Here is a 16798-nt window from a genome sequence, read left to right on the forward strand (position 1 = left end):
AGTCGATGAGAAGGGGTTCGATGACCACCAAGTCTCGCCGTCGGTTGCACCGGCGCCTGTCAGCGGCGGTGCTGCTGCTGATCGGCCTCGGTGCTGCGGGGGCCGTCGCGGCCACGCTGACCCCCACCCCCCAGGTGGCGGTCGCCGACGAGTCGTCCTCGGCGCTGCTGCGCACCGGCAAGCAGCTGTTCGACACCTCGTGTGTCAGCTGCCACGGCGCCAACCTGCAGGGCGTGCCCGACCGCGGCCCGAGCCTCATCGGCGCGGGCGAGGCGGCGGTCTACTTCCAGGTGTCGACCGGACGTATGCCGGCGATGCGCGGTGAGGCCCAGGCCCCGCGCAAGGATCCGGTCTTCGACGAGCACCAGATCGACGCGCTCGGCGCCTACGTGCAGGCCAACGGCGGCGGCCCCGTCGTGCCGCGAGATGCCAACGGGCACATCGCCGATCAGTCGCTGCTGTCCGGCGACGTGGCCCGCGGTGGCGACCTGTTCCGGCTGAACTGCGCGTCCTGCCACAACTTCACCGGCAAGGGCGGCGCACTGTCCTCGGGTAAGTACGCGCCCGATCTCGGTGAGGCGGCCAAGGTGCCCGCGCAGGTCTACAGCGCGATGCTCACCGGCCCGCAGAACATGCCGAAGTTCTCCGACCGTCAGCTCTCCCCGCAGGAGAAGGTCGACATCGTCAGCTATGTGCGGGAAGCGGCGGCCACCCCCAGCCCCGGCGGCTACGGCCTCGGCGGGTTCGGCCCGGCGCCTGAAGGTATGGCTGTCTGGATCATCGGGATGGTTGCCGCGATCGGTATCGCGATGTGGATCGGAGCACGTGCATGAGCGGTGACATCAAGGGCACCGATACCCCCGGGCAGACCGGCGTCCCCGGTCAGCCGACCGATGCCGAACTGGCGACCATGTCGCGCGAGGAGCTGCTCGAACTCGGCGGCAAGCTCGACGGTGTCGAGATCGTCTACAAGGAGCCGCGCTGGCCCATCGAAGGCACCAAGGCCGAGAAGCGGGCCGCGCGGACCGTCGCGTACTGGCTGCTGCTGGGCGGGTTCTCCGGCCTGGCGCTGCTGCTGGTCTTCCTGTTCTGGCCCTGGGAGTACAAGCCCTACGGCTCCGAGGGTGAATGGCTCTACTCGCTGGCCACCCCGCTGTACGGTCTGACGTTCGGGCTGTCCATCCTGGCCATCGGCGTCGGCGCGGTGCTGTACCAGAAGAAGTTCATCCCCGAAGAGATCGCCATCCAGGACCGCCACGACGGCCGGTCGCCTGAGCTGCACCGCAAGACCATCGCGGCCCAGCTGGGTGACGCGCTGGATTCCTCGACCATCAAGCGGCGCAAGCTGATCGGGCTGTCCCTGGGCATCGGGCTCGGCGCCTTCGGGCTGGGCACGGCGGTCGCCTTCCTCGGTGGTCTGATCAAGAACCCGTGGAAGCCGGTGGTGCAGACCGCCGAAGGTAAGAAGGCCGTGCTGTGGACCTCGGGCTGGACGCCCCGGTTCACCGGCGAGACCATCTACCTGGCCCGCGCAACCGGCCTGCCGGGTGAGTCGCCGTTCGTCAAGATGCGCCCGGAGGACATCGACGCCGGCGGTATGGAGACCGTGTTCCCGTGGCGCGAGTCCGACGGTGACGGCACCACGGTGGAGTCCTCGCACAAGCTGGCCGAGATCGCCATGGGGGTGCGCAACCCGGTGATGCTCATCCGCATCAAGCCCAACGACATGGGCCGGGTGGTCAAGCGGCAGGGTCAGGAGAGCTTCAACTTCGGTGAGCTGTTCGCCTACACCAAGGTCTGCTCGCACCTGGGCTGCCCCTCGTCGCTGTACGAGCAGCAGACCTACCGGATCCTGTGCCCCTGCCACCAGTCGCAGTTCGACGCGCTGCACTTCGCCCGCCCGATCTTCGGTCCGGCCGCTCGTGCCCTGGCGCAGTTGCCCATTACCATCGACAAGGACGGCTATCTGGTCGCCAACGGCGACTTCATCGAACCCGTCGGACCGGCATTCTGGGAGCGCAAATCATGAGCCCTGACCTTGCCAAGCTCGCCGCCCACCAAGGCGATGCGATCGACTCACGGTTCCACCCGTCGGCCGCGGCTCGCCGTCAGCTGAACAAGGTGTTCCCCACCCACTGGTCGTTCCTGTTGGGTGAGATCGCGCTGTACAGCTTCATCGTGCTGCTGCTCACCGGTGTGTACCTGACGCTGTTCTTCGATCCGTCGATGGCCGAGGTCACCTACAACGGCGTGTACCAGCCGCTGCGCGGTGTGCAGATGTCGCGGGCCTACGAGACGGCACTGGACATCAGCTTCGAGGTACGCGGTGGCCTGTTCGTCCGGCAGGTGCACCACTGGGCGGCCCTGCTGTTCGCGGCGTCGATCATGGTGCACCTGGCCCGCATCTTCTTCACCGGCGCCTTCCGGCGTCCGCGTGAAGCGAACTGGGTGATCGGCTCGCTGCTGTTGATCCTGGCCATGTTCGAGGGGTTCTTCGGTTACTCGTTGCCCGACGACCTGCTGTCTGGCACCGGCGTCCGCGCCGCCCTGTCCGGCATCACGATGGGTATCCCGGTCATCGGCACCTGGATGCACTGGGCGCTGTTCGGCGGGGACTTCCCCGGCGACATCTTCATCCCGCGCATCTACGCCCTGCACATCCTGCTCATCCCGGGCATCATCCTGGCGCTGATCGCGGCGCACATGATGATCCTGTGGTTCCAGAAGCACACCCAGTTCCCCGGCCCGGGCCGGACCGAGAACAACGTGGTCGGCGTGCGCGTCATGCCGGTGTTCGCGGTGAAGTCGGGTGCGTTCTTCGCCATCATCACCGGCATCCTGGGCCTGATGGGCGGCCTGCTGCAGATCAACCCGATCTGGGTGCTGGGGCCCTACAAGCCCTCGCAGGTGTCGGCCGGTAGCCAGCCCGACTTCTACATGATGTGGACCGACGGCCTGATCCGTCTGTTCCCGCCGTGGGAGATCTACATCGGCAACCACACCATCCCGCAGCCCTTCTGGATCGCCATGGGCATGGGTCTGGTCTTCGGTCTGCTGATCGCGTGGCCGTTCCTGGAGAAGAAGTTCACCGGCGACGACGCGCACCACAACCTGCTGCAGCGTCCGCGCGACGCACCGGTCCGGACGGCCATCGGCGCGATGGCGGTGTCGTTCTACATCCTGCTGACGTTTGCCTGCATGAACGACATCATCGCGCTGAAGTTCCACATCTCGCTCAACGCGACGACGTGGATCGGCCGCATCGGCATGGTGGTGCTGCCCGCGATCGTCTACTACATCACCTACCGGTGGGCGATCAGCCTGCAGCGCAGCGACCGGGCGGTGCTGGAGCACGGTATCGAGACGGGCATCATCAAGCGCCTGCCGCAGGGTGCCTACATCGAGCTGCACCAGCCGCTCGGCCCGGTGGACGAGCACGGCCACCCGATTCCGCTGGAATACCAGGGCGCGGCCCTGCCCAAGCGGATGAACAAGCTGGGCTCCGGCGGCGCGCCGGGTTCGGGGAGCTTCCTGTTCCCGGATCCCGTCGAGCAGCACGACGCGCTGACCGAGGCGGCCCACGCCGCCGAGCACAAGGCGCTGACTGCTCTGCGCGAGCGCCAGGACAGCACCAACGGTTCCAACGGGCACAACTAGTTCGAAACCGCGAAAGGGCCCGCACAGCGAAAGCTGTGCGGGCCCTTTCGTTTTGCTCCAGTCGGCGCCGCCACTCCCCTCCCCCGGCAGACAATCCCGGCACCACCCGAATGTGGGTGCTATGCACGTCGAGACGCGGGAAGGTGTGCACCGGGCCCACACTCGGGTACGGGCGTGGTCGCTGCCCGGCTCCGCCGGACCGGACGAATGTGGGTCGAGACACGAGAAAGCGGGCAGAGGGCCCACACTCACGAAGCGGCCGTAGCCCGAGCGGTGACCAGAAGGCGCGCCGCTAGACGCTGGCGGGCCCGGTCACCGCGTGCAGCTCACGCAGGTAGAACCACGGCACCGCGGCCATCCCGACCGTGATCAGGCCGGCCACGCCGTACGCCACCCAGGCAGTGGTATCGCTGCCGGTGGCCATCAGATAGGTGCCGATACCGACGGCGAGCACCCCGGCGCCCACCGCACAGCCGATGCCCGTGGTGCATCGCAGGTACACCTCGTCGACGATCGCGGGCAGCGACGGGCGGCGCCCCTCGGACGCGGTCGACACCGTGCCCGCCCGACGCCGGCCCCCGGGCTGACCCGTGATGGCGGCGATATCGTCGGCGGCCGAGCCGCTGCTGCCGGCGACCCCGCGCTGGGGCCGTTGGCTGCTGTCCCTGCGGGCCCGGATGAGCAACGGGATGGCCGCAGCGATGACGGCCGCGGACACCCCGATCACGGTGTAGAGCACCCACGGCGTGTCCGAGCCGGACAGCTCGGCACGTACCGAACCGCGTCCGCTGCTCAAGTCGACCAGCGCGACGGTGGCCGCCACCCCGGCACCCAGGGCGAGCAGCCAGACGCCGGCGCACACACCCAGCAGGATGCGGTCCAGGTTCTCCGGGCCGGACAATCGTCTCTCGTCGCGCATCAGCAGCTCGTCTGGGCGGCATTGCCGGTGTTGGAGGACAACACCGTGCCGTCACTGGTCGTGATGGAACAGTTCAACCGGCTCACCAGGAACAGGCTGGAGGCTTGCACCGAACCGACCTCGGACTGCGAGATCGGCGTGACCGTCAGCGACCACGGGATGTACACGTTGCGCTGGGTCCGGCTGCGGCCGGACGCGTCGATATAGGTGACGGTGATGATGTCGCCGGGCGCCTTGGTGCCGGTCACCGAGTAGGTCACCTGCCGGGGCCCGGGGGGCGCGGTGCTCGTCGGGGGCGGCGGGGGTGCCGTCGTGGTGGCCGGTGGCGGCGCCTCGGTGGTCGCCGGCGGTGGCGGTGGTGGGGGCGGCTCCTGGGTCACCGTGACCGTCTCCGGCGGCGGTGGTGGCGGCGCCTCGGTGGTCGGTGGCGGCGGCTCAGGGCTGGGCGGCGGAGGCGGTGTGGTGGTGGTGGTGATCTCGTCCTGCACCGGCGGCGCCGACGTGGTGGTGCTGGTCGACGGCGTGGCCAGATTGGTGTTGTCGGTGCGGGTCACCAGAACCGCGACCGAAGCGACCAGTGCGACAGCCGCGATGATGGCGACGACGCCGACGACCCAGGGCCACCGAGGCGGGGCGTCGGGGCTGTCGTCGACCGCGGGATCGTAGCTGTCGTAGTCGTACAACGCCGGATCCGGCGGAACGTACGGCGCGCTGACGAACTGTTCGGATTCCGGTGCCGAATACGCCCGCGAATGGATGTCCGTCTCACCGGTGCTCGGTGCCGGGTCGTCGCCCGCACCGGGTTTGTCCGGTCCTGAAGGCCCGCTCATCTCCAACTAACCCTCGGCCTGTCCGTCTCGAATGCTGCCTCGGCAACACTACCCAACCAGGTGCGCGAGCGGATCAGGCGACGCGGCACGTCAGAGAACTGACGCATGGTTGTGACCTGGGCGCGGTCAGTGCTTCTCGGGGCCGATGTAGTACTCGAAGACCAGGCCACCCGCGGTGAACAGCACGAAGCAGATGCCGGCCACGATCAGCCACGGTAGCCACAGCGCGGCACCGACGGCCGCCGTCGAGAAGGACAGCGCGATCAGCACCGGCCACCAGCTGTGCGGGCTGAAGAAGCCCAGTTCGCCGGCGCCGTCACTGATTTCGGCGTCCTCGTAGTCCTCGGGCCGGGTGTCCAGGCGCCGGGCGACGAATCGGAAGAAGGTACCGGTGATCAAGGTCAGACCGGTGGTCAGCACCAGTGCCACCGTGCCCGCCCACTCGATGCCGCCGGTGGCGAACAGCGCGGTGAGCACGCCGTACACCACCGCGGCCAGGGCGAAGAAGGCCGTCAGGAATTCGAACAACCGCGCTTCGATATGCATGAGTGGTCCTTACTTGCTCGCCTGCACGGGCACGCCGACCTGCTCGCCGCGCCGGGTGTCGAACGGATGAGTGGTGACCGCCACCGGAGACTGGTTGATCGCCTGCAGCGCTTCGGCATTGGTCTTACCGGCGATGCGCTGCTGCAGGTAGGCCTTGAAGTCGTTGGGCTCCACGACGCGCACCTCGAAGTTCATCATCGAGTGGTACGTGCCGCACATCTCGGTGCAGCGACCGACGAAGGCGCCGGTCTCCTGAATCTCGCTGACCTGGAAGACGTTGTCGGAGTTGTTCGCCTTCGGGTCGGGCATCACGTCACGCTTGAACAGGAACTCCGGCACCCAGAACCCGTGGATCACGTCTGCCGAGGCGATCTGGAATTCGATGCGCTTGCCCTTGGGCAGCACCAGGACCGGGATCTCGGTGGACGTGCCGAGGGTCTCCACCTTGTCGAAGTTCAGGTAGGTGCGATCCTCGGGGTTGAGGCCACGGATGGCGCCGACGCGCTCCTCGCCGTGCTCGTCCACGCCCTCGGGCTTGGACGTCATGGCGGCCTTCTTCTCCGGGTCCGCGCCGTCGTAGCTGAAGGTGCCGTCGCCGAACGCGATCTTCTGGTAACCGAACTTCCAGTTCCACTGGAAGGCGGTGACGTCGATGACGACCTCGGGGTTGGGGTCCTTGTGCAGCATCCGTTCCTGCACCACGACGGTGAAGTAGAACAGCACCGAGATGATGAGGAACGGCACCACGGTCAGCACCAGTTCCAGCGGCATGTTGTAGCCGAACTGACGCGGCAGCTCGGTGTCGGTGGCCTTCTTCCGGTGGAAGGCGCTGGCCCAGAAGATGAGGGCCCAGACGATGGCGCCGACGACGAACGAGGCGATCACCGACCACACCCACAAGTCGCGGTTGAGCTTGCCTTCTGGCGTGATTCCGGTGGGCCAACCGAGGCCGAACACCTCCTGCCAACTGCACCCGCTGAGCAGGACCGTCAGCCCGCCCAGGACCAGTGACAACGCCACCAACTTGTACCCGCGAGCGGTCACGTTGGCGCCTCCTATAGAAGTCGGTGGACCGCCGTGCGGTCGGTCGGCTCTGTATGTACTACGCAGCGTAGACCACCGGTGCGCGAACCCGCGAAGCGACCTGCCAACTCGGGCTTGACCCAGGTTGTTCGGCATACTGGCCCGGTGTGCGGACTGCTGGCCTACCTGACTGACCCGTCCGTTGAGATCTCCCCGGCACTGGTCGACGCGGTGTCCGGAGCCTCGCATCTGATGCGCCACCGAGGTCCCGACGAACCGGGCACCTGGTCCGACGACGACGTGGTGCTCGGCTTCAACCGGCTGTCGATCATCGACATCGCCCACAGCCACCAACCGCTGCGCTGGGGACCCGAGGACGCCCCGCAGCGCTATGCGCTGGTGTTCAACGGCGAGATTTACAACTACCTCGAGCTGAGGGAGGCATTGCGCGACGAGTTCGGCGCGGTGTTCCACACCGAGGGCGACGGTGAGGCGATCGTCGCCGGATTCCACTACTGGGGCACCGAGGTGCTGTCCCGGCTGCGCGGCATGTTCGCCTTCGCGCTGTGGGACACCCAGACCCGCGAGTTGATCTGTGCGCGCGACCCGTTCGGCATCAAACCGCTGTACCTGGCCAGCGGCCCGGGCGGCACCGTGCTGGGCAGCGAGAAGAAATGCCTGGTCGAGCTGGCGCCGACGGCCGGACTGGACCTGGACATCGACGAGCGCGCGGTACAGCACTACACGGTGCTGCAGTACGTCCCCGAACCCGAGACTCTGCAGCGCGGCGTGCGCCGGCTCGAATCGGGCAGCTACGCCAGGATCCGGCCGGGCCAGGCCCCGGTGGTGACCCGCTATTTCCGTCCCACGTTCGCCCCGGTGCCGTTCATTGCCGGCCAAGAGCAGGCCCGCTACGACGAGATCACCGCCGTGCTCGAGGATTCGGTCGCCAAACACATGCGCGCCGATGTCACCGTCGGGGCGTTCCTGTCCGGCGGTATCGATTCGACCGCGATCGCCGCGCTGGCGATGCGGCACAACCCGCGGCTGATCACCTTCACCACCGGGTTCGAACGCGAGGGCTTCTCCGAGGTGGACGTCGCCGTGGCATCCGCCGAGGCCATCGGCGCGCGGCACGTGACCAAGGTGGTCAGCCAGGAAGAGTTCGTCGCCGCACTGCCCGAGATCGTCTGGTATCTCGACGAGCCGGTGGCCGACCCGGCGCTGGTGCCGCTGTTCTTCATCGCCCGCGAGGCCCGCAAACACGTCAAGGTGGTGCTGAGCGGCGAGGGCGCCGACGAACTCTTCGGCGGTTACACGATCTACCGGGAACCGTTGTCGCTCAAGCCTTTCGACTACCTACCCCGGCCGGTGCGGCGCTCACTGGGCAAGGCCGCCAAACCGCTGCCCGAAGGTATGCGCGGCAAGAGCCTGCTGCACCGCGGGTCGCTGACGCTGGAAGAGCGCTACTACGGCAATGCGCGCAGCTTCTCCGACGCCCAGCTGCGCGCGGTGCTGGCCAAGTTCAACCCGGAGTGGACGCACACCGACGTCACCGCGCCGTTGTATGCCGCGTCGCAGGGCACCGACCCGGTGGCCCGCATGCAGCACATCGACCTGTTCACCTGGTTGCGCGGCGACATCCTGGTCAAGGCCGACAAGATGACCATGGCCAACTCACTGGAGCTGCGGGTGCCGTTCCTGGACCCCGAGGTGTTCGCGGTGGCGTCCCGGCTGCCGTACGAGCAGAAGATCACCCGCACCACCACCAAGTACGCGTTGCGCCGCGCACTGGAGCCGATCGTGCCCGCGCACGTGCTGCACCGCGCGAAGCTGGGCTTCCCGGTGCCGATCCGGCACTGGTTGCGGGCCGGCGAGCTGCTGGATTGGGCGTACGCGACGGTGGCCGCCTCGCAGACCGGCGAGCTGATCGACCTGGCCGCGGTGCGGACCATGCTCGACGAGCACCGAGCCGGCGAGGCCGATCACAGCCGCCGGTTGTGGACGGTGCTGATCTTCATGCTGTGGCACGCCATCTTCGTGGAGGGCAGCGTCACCCCGCAGATCGCCGAACCCACCTACCCCGTCCAGCTCTGATCCGCCCAATTGACCAAACGGGCGCGAAAGTGCGAGTAACTCGCGCCCGTTCGTCGATCTCGGCGGAAGATCAGGCCAGCGCCGAGGCAATCTCCGCGGCCGCGTCGGCACCGTAGGCATCGCCGAGGCGCACCAGTGCGGTCTCGCGGTCCCACGTCCACTCCTGCGGACCGGTGGCCTCCAGCACCAACACCGCCACCAATGAGGCCAGTTGAGCCGAGCGCTCCAGGCTCAGCCCGGCGGAACGGCCGGTGAGGAATCCTGCGCGGAAGGCGTCGCCGATGCCGGTCGGATCGGCCTGATGGGTCTCGGGGACGACGTCGACGTGCACGAACGTTCCGTCGGAGGACACCAGGTCCACCCCCTTGGCGCCCAGCGTGGTGACCCGCAGGCCGATCTGGCGCATCACCTGCGCTTCGCTCAGGCCGGACTTCTGCAGCAGCAGGTCCCACTCGTAGTCGTTGGTGAACAGGTAGGTGGCGCCGTCGATGAGGCCGCGGATCTCGTCGCCGTTGAGCCGGGCCAGTTGCTGGCTCGGGTCGGCCGCGAAGGCCAGCCCCAGGCTGCGGCACTCCTGCGTGTGGGCGAACATGGCTTCCGGGTCATTGGCGCCGACGATCACCAATTCCGGTGTGCCCGTACGGCTTACGACGTCAGTCAGCTTGATGTTCCGCGCCTCGGACATGGCGCCCGGGTAGAAGGAGGCGATCTGGGCCATGTCCTCGTCGGTGGTGCAGACGAACCGGGCGGTATAGGACTGATCGGAGATCAGCACGTTGTCACAGTTGACGCCGTGGTCGGTGAGCCAGCGCCGGTAGTCGGTGAAGTCCGAGCCGGCGGCGCCGACCAGGGCCGCCTTGCCGCCGAGCACCCCGATGGCGAAGGCCATGTTGCCGGCCACCCCGCCGCGGTGGATGACCAGATCGTCGACCAGAAAGCTCAGCGACACCTTCTGCAAGTGCTCGGGCAGCAGCTGCTCGGAGAACTTGCCAGGAAACTTCATCAGATGGTCGGTCGCAATGGAACCGGTCACCGCAATGGTCACGAGTCGCCCTTCATTTTCATTAACGAATCTAAGTAGCGTACGGGTGTGTGCCAGGGGCATATCCGTCCCGGTGCGCTAGCCTGCCTGAAAGTCCACCGGCCAGTCCAAGCCTAGACACCGAAACGTAGCCGATGTCCTATCCGCCTCCGGGCCCACCGCAGCAATTCCCCCCGCACCAGGTCTCCGCCGCGTACCCGGGCATGCTTCCGCCACCGGTGCAGTATCCCAAGCGCAGGCGCTGGCCGCTGGTCGCGGCGATCGTGGGCGTCCTCGTGGTGATCGCGGCCGTGGCCGGGATCGTCCTGGTCGGGGGCCGCCACGACATCCGGCAGCCGATCACCGCGGCCACCGCGAAACCGGCCATCCAGCAGTTCCTCGACGCGCTGGCCGACGGGGACGAACAGACCATCGCCCGGCACACCCTCTGCGGGCTCTACGACGCGGTGAAGAACCGGGATGCCGACCTGGCGCTGGCCGATATGAGCGGCGACGCGTTCCGCAAGCAGTACAAGCGCGTCGAGGTGACCTCGATCGACAAGATCGTCTACCTGTCACCCAACCAGGCGCAGGTGCTGTTCAGCATGAAAGGGACACCCGCCCCGTCGGGGCGGATGCCCTCATCAACATCCTCGGGTGGCGAGCGCCAGGCCGTCGCCCAACTGCTCGCCCAAGACAACCAGGTCCTGGTCTGCAGCTACGTGCAGCGCACCGATCAGATCAATTGAACGAGTCGCCGCAGGCGCAGGAGCCGGTGGCGTTCGGGTTGTCGATGGTGAAACCCTGCTTCTCGATGGTGTCGACGAAGTCGATGGTGGCGCCCTGGACATACGGCGCGCTCATCCGGTCCACGGTCAGCGCCACGCCACCGAAATCGGCGGTCAGGTCACCGTCGAGGGTGCGGTCGTCGAAGAACAGGTTGTAACGCAGGCCGGCGCAGCCACCCGGCTGCACGGCGATGCGCAACGCCAGGTCGTCGCGGCCCTCCTGGTCGAGCAGCGCCTTGGCCTTGGCGGCGGCCGCGTCGGTCAGCACCACACCGTGGGTTTCGGTGGTGGTGTCGTCCTGAACAGTCATTGCTTCTCCTGAGTGCTGGTCACGCAATCGCGATGTAATCAACGGTACCTTGTCCGGGCGCTATTCCCGACTCTCACGGCCAACCGCGGGCGGTGCGCTCGGCCAATCCGGTCAGCTGGTTGGCGGCATCGGCGATGGCGCGTTCCACGGACCTGGCGTACTCGGTGATCGAGTGGGCGGCGGTGATACCGGCTCCGGTGAGCGCATCGGGCCCCAGCGTCACCTGACCTGCCAGCACCAGCACCGGCGTACCGCGGCGCCGGGCGCCGGCGGCCAGCGCGCTGACCACCTTTCCGTGCAGCGACTGGTCGTCGAACCTGCCCTCGCCGGTGATGACGAGGTCGGCGGCGGCGATGTCGTCGGCCAGGTGGGTGTGCTCGGCGATCACGGCGGCCCCGGATTCCCGGCGGCCGCCGAGCGCCAGCAGGGCCGCCCCGATACCGCCGGCCGCGCCGGCCCCCGGTCGATCGGCGATGCCGGGGCCGAGTTCGGCCGCCCACTCGGTGAGCCGGCGTTCCAGCACCTGCACGGTTTCCGGGTCCGCGCCCTTCTGCGGGCCGAACACCGCCGCGGCACCCATCGGACCCAGCAGCGGGTGCTCGACATCGCTGGCGGCGATCAGGTCGACACCGGCCAGCCGTTCCCGCGCCGACGCCAAGCTCGACCGACCGTCACTGCCCGCGGGCGCAGCCAGCGCCTCCACCAGGCCCCGTCCTCCGTCGGTGCAGCTGCTGCCGCCCAGCCCGACGGCGATCCGTTTTGCCCCGGCATCCAGCGCCGCGGCGATCAGCTCGCCGACTCCCCTGCTGTGCGCCGCCAGCGCGGTCCGTACCGTCGGCGGTCCGCCCAGCAGGGTCAACCCGCAGGCCTGCGCGCATTCCAGATAGGCGGTCTCACCGTCGAGTACCCAGTGCGCGGTCACCGCCTCGTCCAGCGGCCCGCTCACCCGCGCGGTCCGTAGCCCGCCCAGTCTGCTGGCCAGCACCTCCACGAACCCCGGACCGCCGTCGGACTGCGGGGCCAGGGTGAGGTTGTCACCGGCGCGTGCTCGCCCCCAGCCCGCCGCGATGGCCTCGGCGGCCTGCACCGCGGTCAGGCTGTCACCGAAGCAGTCCGGGGCCACCAGCACACGCATCCGGCCAGCGTAGGGTGTGCGATCCGGAGCCGCATTCCAAGCAATTGCGCAGCGGAAGTACCCTGTGGGCGTGAATCTGCTGGGCCGTAAGAAGGACAATCCGCAACCCGAGGACGCCGACACCTCGGCTGCCGCACCGGCGACTGCCGCCGGTGACACCGGACTGACCGCGCCCAAGGGCCGGCCCACCCCCAAACGCAGCGAGGCCAGCCGCAAGCGCGGGCCGGTCGCCCCCGCGCCGCTGACCGCCGCCGAGGCCCGCAAGCGCCGCAAGGAGCTGGCCGCGTCCAAGCCGAAGCTGACCCGCGAGGAGCGCAAGGCCGAGAAGGTGGCCCGGCGCGCGGCCATGACCGAGCGCCGTGAGCGGATGATGGCCGGTGACGACGCCTACCTGCTGCCCCGTGACAAGGGCCCGGTGCGCCGGTACGCCCGCGATATCGTCGACTCCCGCCGCAACCTGCTCGGCCTGTTCATGCCGGTGGCGCTGGCCCTGGTGCTGATCACGCTGGCGGTGCCCGCGGTCGAGGTGCAGCGCTGGGTGTCCTACGGGATGCCGGTGCTGCTGGTGGTGATGGCCATCGACGGTGTGCTGGTGGGCCGCCGGGTGAACCGGATGGTCGACGAGAAGTTCCCGTCGAACACCGAGAGCGGATTCAAGCTCGGCTTCTACGCCGCCAGCCGCGCTTCGCAGCTGCGCCGGATGCGCGCGCCGCGACCGATGGTCAACCGCGGCGACGACGTCTGACACGCGTGCGGGTACTGGTCCTCGGGGGGATCCGTTCGGGCAAATCGCAGTGGGCCGAGGCCGATATCGCCGCAGGCGTGGGCACCGCCCCGGTCCGCTATCTGGCCACCGGCCGCACCGACACCGGTGACCCGCAGTGGTCCCGCCGCGTCGACGCCCACCGCAGCCGCCGGCCCGCCCAGTGGTCCACCGTCGAAACCCCCGATGTCGCAGGCGCATTGCGCGCCGACACCCGCACCGCGACGCTGGTCGACGATATCGGCGGCTGGCTGACTGCGGCGATGGACCGGCGCCACGCCTGGACCGGCGGGTCGGTGTGCGCCGACGTCGACGAACTCTGCGCGGCAGTCACAGGATTCGATGGGAAGCTGACGCTGGTGAGCCCCGAGGTCGGGCTCACCGTGGTGCCCGCGACCGCGGGCGGTCGGCTGTTCGCCGACGAACTGGGCACGCTGAACCAGCGGTTGGCGGCGCAGTGCGACCGAGTGGTGCTGGTGATCGCGGGCCAGCCTCTAGTGGTGAAGGAGCCGACCAGGTGACCGCTTTCCCCGGGATCGTCGCACCCGATGCGGACGTGCTGCGGGCGGCGCAGGCCCGCCAGAACACCCTCACCAAACCACCGGGGGCGCTGGGCCGGCTGGAAGACCTGTCGGTGTGGGTGGCGTCGTGTCAGGGTGTCTGCCCGCCACGGCAGTTCGCGCGCGCCCGGATCGTCGTGTTCGCCGGGGACCACGGGGTGACCGCGTCCGGTGTGTCGGCTTTCCCAGCCGAGGTCACCCCGCAGATGGTGGCCAATTTCGCGGCCGGCGGCGCGGCCATCAACGTCATCGGCGACGTGGCGGGCGCCTCGGTGCGCGTCGCGGATATCGCCGTGGATGCAGAACCGCTGAGCCCGGCGATCGGCGCGCACAAGGTGCGCCGCAGCAGCGGCAACATCGCGGTCGAGGACGCGCTGAGCGCCGAGGACACCGCGGCGGCCATCCAAGCCGGCCGCACCATCGCCGACGAGGAGGTCGACGGCGGCGCCGACCTGCTCATCGCGGGCGATATGGGCATCGGAAACACCACCGCCGCAACCACATTGATCGCCGCGGCGACACGGTCGGAACCGGTTGCGGTGGTCGGGCGCGGCACCGGCATCGACGACGCCGGCTGGGCCCGCAAGGTGTCGGCCATTCGGGATGCGCTCTACCGGGCCCGCGGTGTCACCGCCGACCCGGAGGCGCTGCTGCGGGTGTGCGGCGGCGCCGATCTCGCCGCGATGGCCGGGTTCCTGGCCCAGGCGGCGGTGCGGCGCACGCCGGTGCTGCTGGACGGCGTGGTGGTCACCGCGGCCGCGCTGATCGCCGACCTGCTGGCTCCCGGCGCTCGGGCGTGGTGGCAGGCCGGGCACCGCTCGACCGAGCCCGCGCACACGCTGGCCCTGGACCATCTGGGTCTGGTGCCGATCGTCGATCTGGGCATGCGGTTGGGCGAAGGCACCGGCGCGGCGGTGGCCCTACCGATCGTGCGTGCCGCGGTCGCGACGCTGGCGTCGATGTCCACCTTCGACGAAGCTCACGTATCCGGCGCGTGATCGGTTCGCTCGCTTCGGCTTTCGCGTTCGGCACGGTGCTGCCGATCCGAACGAGTCACGCGTTCGGCCGGGGTGCGCTGACCGCCCTGCCGGTGGTCGGCGCCGCACTGGGCGTGCTGACGGCCCTCACCGTCTGGGGCGCGTCGCAGTGCTACGGCGCCGGAGCGTTGCCCGGGGTGCTCGCGGTGGCCGTGCTGTTGTTGGGCACCCGCGGCCTGCACATCGACGGGCTGTCGGACACCGTCGACGGGCTGGGCTGTTACGGCCCGCCCGAGCGCGCGCTGGCCGTGATGCGCGGCGGTACCGCGGGCCCGTTCGGGGTGGCGGCGGTGGTAGTGGCAATCGTGCTGCAGGGCTTGGCTTTCGGCGCGGCCGACGGCGCCGCCGTGGTGATCGCGGTGACGGCTGGCCGGGTGGCCATCGTGATGACCTGTCGGCGCGGGGTGCCCGCCGCGCCGGGCAGCACGCTGGGCGCGTTGGTCGCCGGTTCGCAACCCCGGTGGGTGGTGGCCGGCTGGGCACTGGTCCTGGCCGCGGCCGCGGTGCCGGCCACCGCACTGCCGTGGCTGGGCCCGGTCGTGGTGCTGACGGCGCTGACGGTCACCGCGGTGCTGGTGGCCCACTGCGTGCGCCGGTTCGGCGGTATCACCGGTGACGTGCTGGGCGCGGCCTGCGAGGTGACCACCACGCTGGTCGCCCTGGGCCTCGCGGCGGCGTGAGTACAGTTGGAGTGGTGATTGCGCTGGGTGACCACTTCGCCCGCACGCTGCCGGAACTGTCCATCGCCTGGCAGGCCCAAGCCCCCGACGCTCCGACACTGCTGGTGCTCAACGAACCGCTCGCCGCCGACCTGGGCCTGGATGCCCAGTGGCTGCGCAGCGACGCCGGACTGGGTTTCCTGACCGGCACCGCGCTGCCCGACGGCGCCGCGCCGGTGGCACAGGCCTACGCCGGTCATCAGTTCGGCGGCCTGGTGCCCCGCCTCGGCGACGGCCGCGCGTTGCTGCTCGGTGAGCTTCCCGACGGCCGCGACCTGCACCTCAAGGGGTCGGGCCGGACCCCGTTCGCCCGTGGCGGTGACGGCCTGGCCGCGGTCGGTCCGATGCTGCGCGAGTACGTGATCAGTGCGGCGATGCACGCCCTGGGCATCCCGACCACCCGCGCGTTGGCGGTGGTGGCGACCGGGACGACGGTGCATCGGGAGACCCCGCAACCGGGCGCGGTGCTGGCCCGGGTGGCCCGCAGCCATCTGCGCGTCGGCAGTTTCCAGTACGCGGCGCTGACCGGTGACGCCGAGCTGGTACGGCGGCTGGCCGACTACGCCATCGCCCGCCACCACCCCCAGGCGGCCACCGCCGCCAACCCGTATCTGGCGCTGCTGGAGGCGGTGATCGCGGTGCAGGCGGCGCTGATCGCGCGGTGGATGGCCGTCGGGTTCATCCACGGCGTGATGAACACCGACAACATGACCATCTCCGGCGAGACCATCGACTACGGGCCGTGCGCGTTCATGGAGGCCTACGACCAGGAGACGGTGTTCAGTTCGATCGACAGCTGGGGCCGCTACGCCTATGGCAACCAGCCGGCGGTGGCCGCGTGGAACCTGGCTCGGTTCGCCGAGACGCTGCTCCCGCTCATCGACCCCGACACCGACCGCGCGATCGGCACGGCCACCGACGCGCTGGGCACCTTCAAGGACCACTACGAGCGCGAGTTCGACGCCAGGATGAGCGCCAAACTCGGTGTGGCACAGACAGATCCGCAGCTGGTTGCCGAACTGCTCACCCTGCTGCAGGCGCACCGTCCGGATGTCACCTCGTTCTTCCGCGGGCTGAGCCGCGGCACGGTCCCCGACGGGTTCGGCGACTGGGCGCGCCGGTGGCGGGAACGGGACCCGGACACCGCGGCGATGGACCGGGTCAACCCGATCTACATCCCGCGCAATCACCTGGTCGAGGAGGCGCTGGCGGCGGCCACCGCCGGGGATCCGGGTCCGGTGCGGGACCTGGTTGCCGCGGTGCGGGAGCCGTTCACCGAGCGTCCCGGCCTGGCCCGCTACGCCGAGCCGGCCCCGGCCGAGTTCGCCGCGTGCTACCGGACATTCTGCGGCACCTGACCACCCGTCGTCCGGGACCCGCGGTACCGCATAAT

At 69.3% G+C, this 16798-nt stretch carries 17 protein-coding genes; 10 read left to right on the forward strand and 7 right to left on the reverse strand.

The window, feature by feature from the left end; genetic code table 11:
- The first annotated feature begins 20 nt into the window (after positions 1–20).
- Genes qcrC through qcrB form a run of 3 tightly spaced genes read left to right on the forward strand, consistent with a single transcriptional unit; the run spans position 21 to position 3657 of the window.
- Positions 21–833, forward strand: coding sequence for a cytochrome bc1 complex diheme cytochrome c subunit (gene qcrC / locus SBI67_RS15380; RefSeq protein WP_318981404.1), 813 nt, complete (start codon positions 21–23; stop codon positions 831–833).
- On the forward strand, positions 830–2029 hold the full coding sequence (gene qcrA / locus SBI67_RS15385; RefSeq protein ID WP_318981405.1) for a cytochrome bc1 complex Rieske iron-sulfur subunit: 1200 nt from the start codon (positions 830–832) through the stop codon (positions 2027–2029). The genes qcrC and qcrA overlap by 4 nt, the downstream gene beginning before the upstream one ends.
- Positions 2026–3657 carry a cytochrome bc1 complex cytochrome b subunit gene (qcrB, locus tag SBI67_RS15390; protein WP_318981406.1) on the forward strand — a complete coding sequence of 544 codons (1632 nt, stop codon included), beginning with the start codon at positions 2026–2028 and terminating at the stop codon, positions 3655–3657. Before qcrA ends, qcrB begins: the two co-directional genes overlap by 4 nt.
- A gap of 292 nt (positions 3658–3949) precedes the next feature.
- Here the strand turns inward: qcrB and SBI67_RS15395 are convergent, their stop codons facing one another.
- From SBI67_RS15395 to ctaC, 4 genes are all read right to left on the reverse strand, one after another.
- Entirely contained in the window at positions 3950–4576 is a 627-nt protein-coding gene (locus SBI67_RS15395; RefSeq protein ID WP_318981407.1) for a DUF2561 family protein, read from the reverse strand.
- On the reverse strand, positions 4576–5406 hold the full coding sequence (locus tag SBI67_RS15400) for an MmpS family transport accessory protein (RefSeq protein ID WP_318981408.1): 831 nt from the start codon (positions 5404–5406) through the stop codon (positions 4576–4578). The genes SBI67_RS15395 and SBI67_RS15400 overlap by 1 nt, the downstream gene beginning before the upstream one ends.
- 126 nt (positions 5407–5532) lie before the next feature.
- The gene (locus SBI67_RS15405) at positions 5533–5952 is read right to left on the reverse strand and encodes a cytochrome c oxidase subunit 4 (RefSeq protein ID WP_024454298.1); all 420 of its coding nucleotides are present in this window, start codon (positions 5950–5952) and stop codon (positions 5533–5535) included.
- Between the two features lie 9 nt (positions 5953–5961).
- Positions 5962–7062 carry an aa3-type cytochrome oxidase subunit II gene (gene ctaC / locus SBI67_RS15410; protein ID WP_413232521.1) on the reverse strand — a complete coding sequence of 367 codons (1101 nt, stop codon included), beginning with the start codon at positions 7060–7062 and terminating at the stop codon, positions 5962–5964.
- 78 nt (positions 7063–7140) lie between these two features.
- Here ctaC and asnB point away from each other — a divergent pair, with 78 nt between their 5' ends.
- Positions 7141–9072, forward strand: a complete 1932-nt coding sequence (gene asnB / locus SBI67_RS15415) for an asparagine synthase (glutamine-hydrolyzing) (protein WP_318981409.1) — start codon at positions 7141–7143, stop codon at positions 9070–9072.
- Positions 9073–9142: 70 nt separating this feature from the next.
- On the opposite strand, the gene SBI67_RS15420 is transcribed toward asnB, so the two are convergent.
- On the reverse strand, positions 9143–10117 hold the full coding sequence (locus SBI67_RS15420; RefSeq protein ID WP_318981410.1) for a carbohydrate kinase family protein: 975 nt from the start codon (positions 10115–10117) through the stop codon (positions 9143–9145).
- 131 nt (positions 10118–10248) lie between these two features.
- On the opposite strand from SBI67_RS15420, the gene SBI67_RS15425 reads away from it, so the two are divergent.
- Entirely contained in the window at positions 10249–10842 is a 594-nt protein-coding gene (locus SBI67_RS15425) for an Rv0361 family membrane protein (RefSeq protein WP_318981411.1), read from the forward strand.
- Here SBI67_RS15425 and SBI67_RS15430 read toward each other — a convergent pair.
- Positions 10835–11191: a HesB/IscA family protein gene (locus SBI67_RS15430; protein WP_024454294.1), complete on the reverse strand. Its 357-nt coding sequence runs from the start codon at positions 11189–11191 to the stop codon at positions 10835–10837. The genes SBI67_RS15425 and SBI67_RS15430 overlap by 8 nt on opposite strands.
- 73 nt (positions 11192–11264) lie before the next feature.
- Positions 11265–12326 (reverse strand): glycerate kinase family protein, encoded by a 1062-nt coding sequence (locus SBI67_RS15435; protein WP_318981412.1) that lies wholly within the window; start codon positions 12324–12326, stop codon positions 11265–11267.
- A gap of 70 nt (positions 12327–12396) precedes the next feature.
- Here SBI67_RS15435 and SBI67_RS15440 point away from each other — a divergent pair, with 70 nt between their 5' ends.
- Genes SBI67_RS15440 through SBI67_RS15460 form a run of 5 tightly spaced genes read left to right on the forward strand, consistent with a single transcriptional unit; the run spans position 12397 to position 16763 of the window.
- The gene (locus SBI67_RS15440; RefSeq protein WP_318981413.1) at positions 12397–13071 is read left to right on the forward strand and encodes a DUF3043 domain-containing protein; all 675 of its coding nucleotides are present in this window, start codon (positions 12397–12399) and stop codon (positions 13069–13071) included.
- Between the two features lie 5 nt (positions 13072–13076).
- Positions 13077–13610, forward strand: a complete 534-nt coding sequence (locus SBI67_RS15445; protein ID WP_318981414.1) for a bifunctional adenosylcobinamide kinase/adenosylcobinamide-phosphate guanylyltransferase — start codon at positions 13077–13079, stop codon at positions 13608–13610.
- Positions 13607–14647 (forward strand): nicotinate-nucleotide--dimethylbenzimidazole phosphoribosyltransferase, encoded by a 1041-nt coding sequence (gene cobT / locus SBI67_RS15450; RefSeq protein WP_318981415.1) that lies wholly within the window; start codon positions 13607–13609, stop codon positions 14645–14647. Before SBI67_RS15445 ends, cobT begins: the two co-directional genes overlap by 4 nt.
- Positions 14644–15366 (forward strand): adenosylcobinamide-GDP ribazoletransferase, encoded by a 723-nt coding sequence (locus SBI67_RS15455; RefSeq protein WP_318981416.1) that lies wholly within the window; start codon positions 14644–14646, stop codon positions 15364–15366. The genes cobT and SBI67_RS15455 overlap by 4 nt, the downstream gene beginning before the upstream one ends.
- An 11-nt stretch (positions 15367–15377) precedes the next feature.
- Positions 15378–16763 (forward strand): protein adenylyltransferase SelO, encoded by a 1386-nt coding sequence (locus tag SBI67_RS15460; protein ID WP_318981949.1) that lies wholly within the window; start codon positions 15378–15380, stop codon positions 16761–16763.
- Positions 16764–16798 lie beyond the last annotated feature (35 nt).

This window comes from Mycolicibacterium chengduense (assembly GCF_033741155.1).
Classification (GTDB): domain Bacteria; phylum Actinomycetota; class Actinomycetes; order Mycobacteriales; family Mycobacteriaceae; genus Mycobacterium.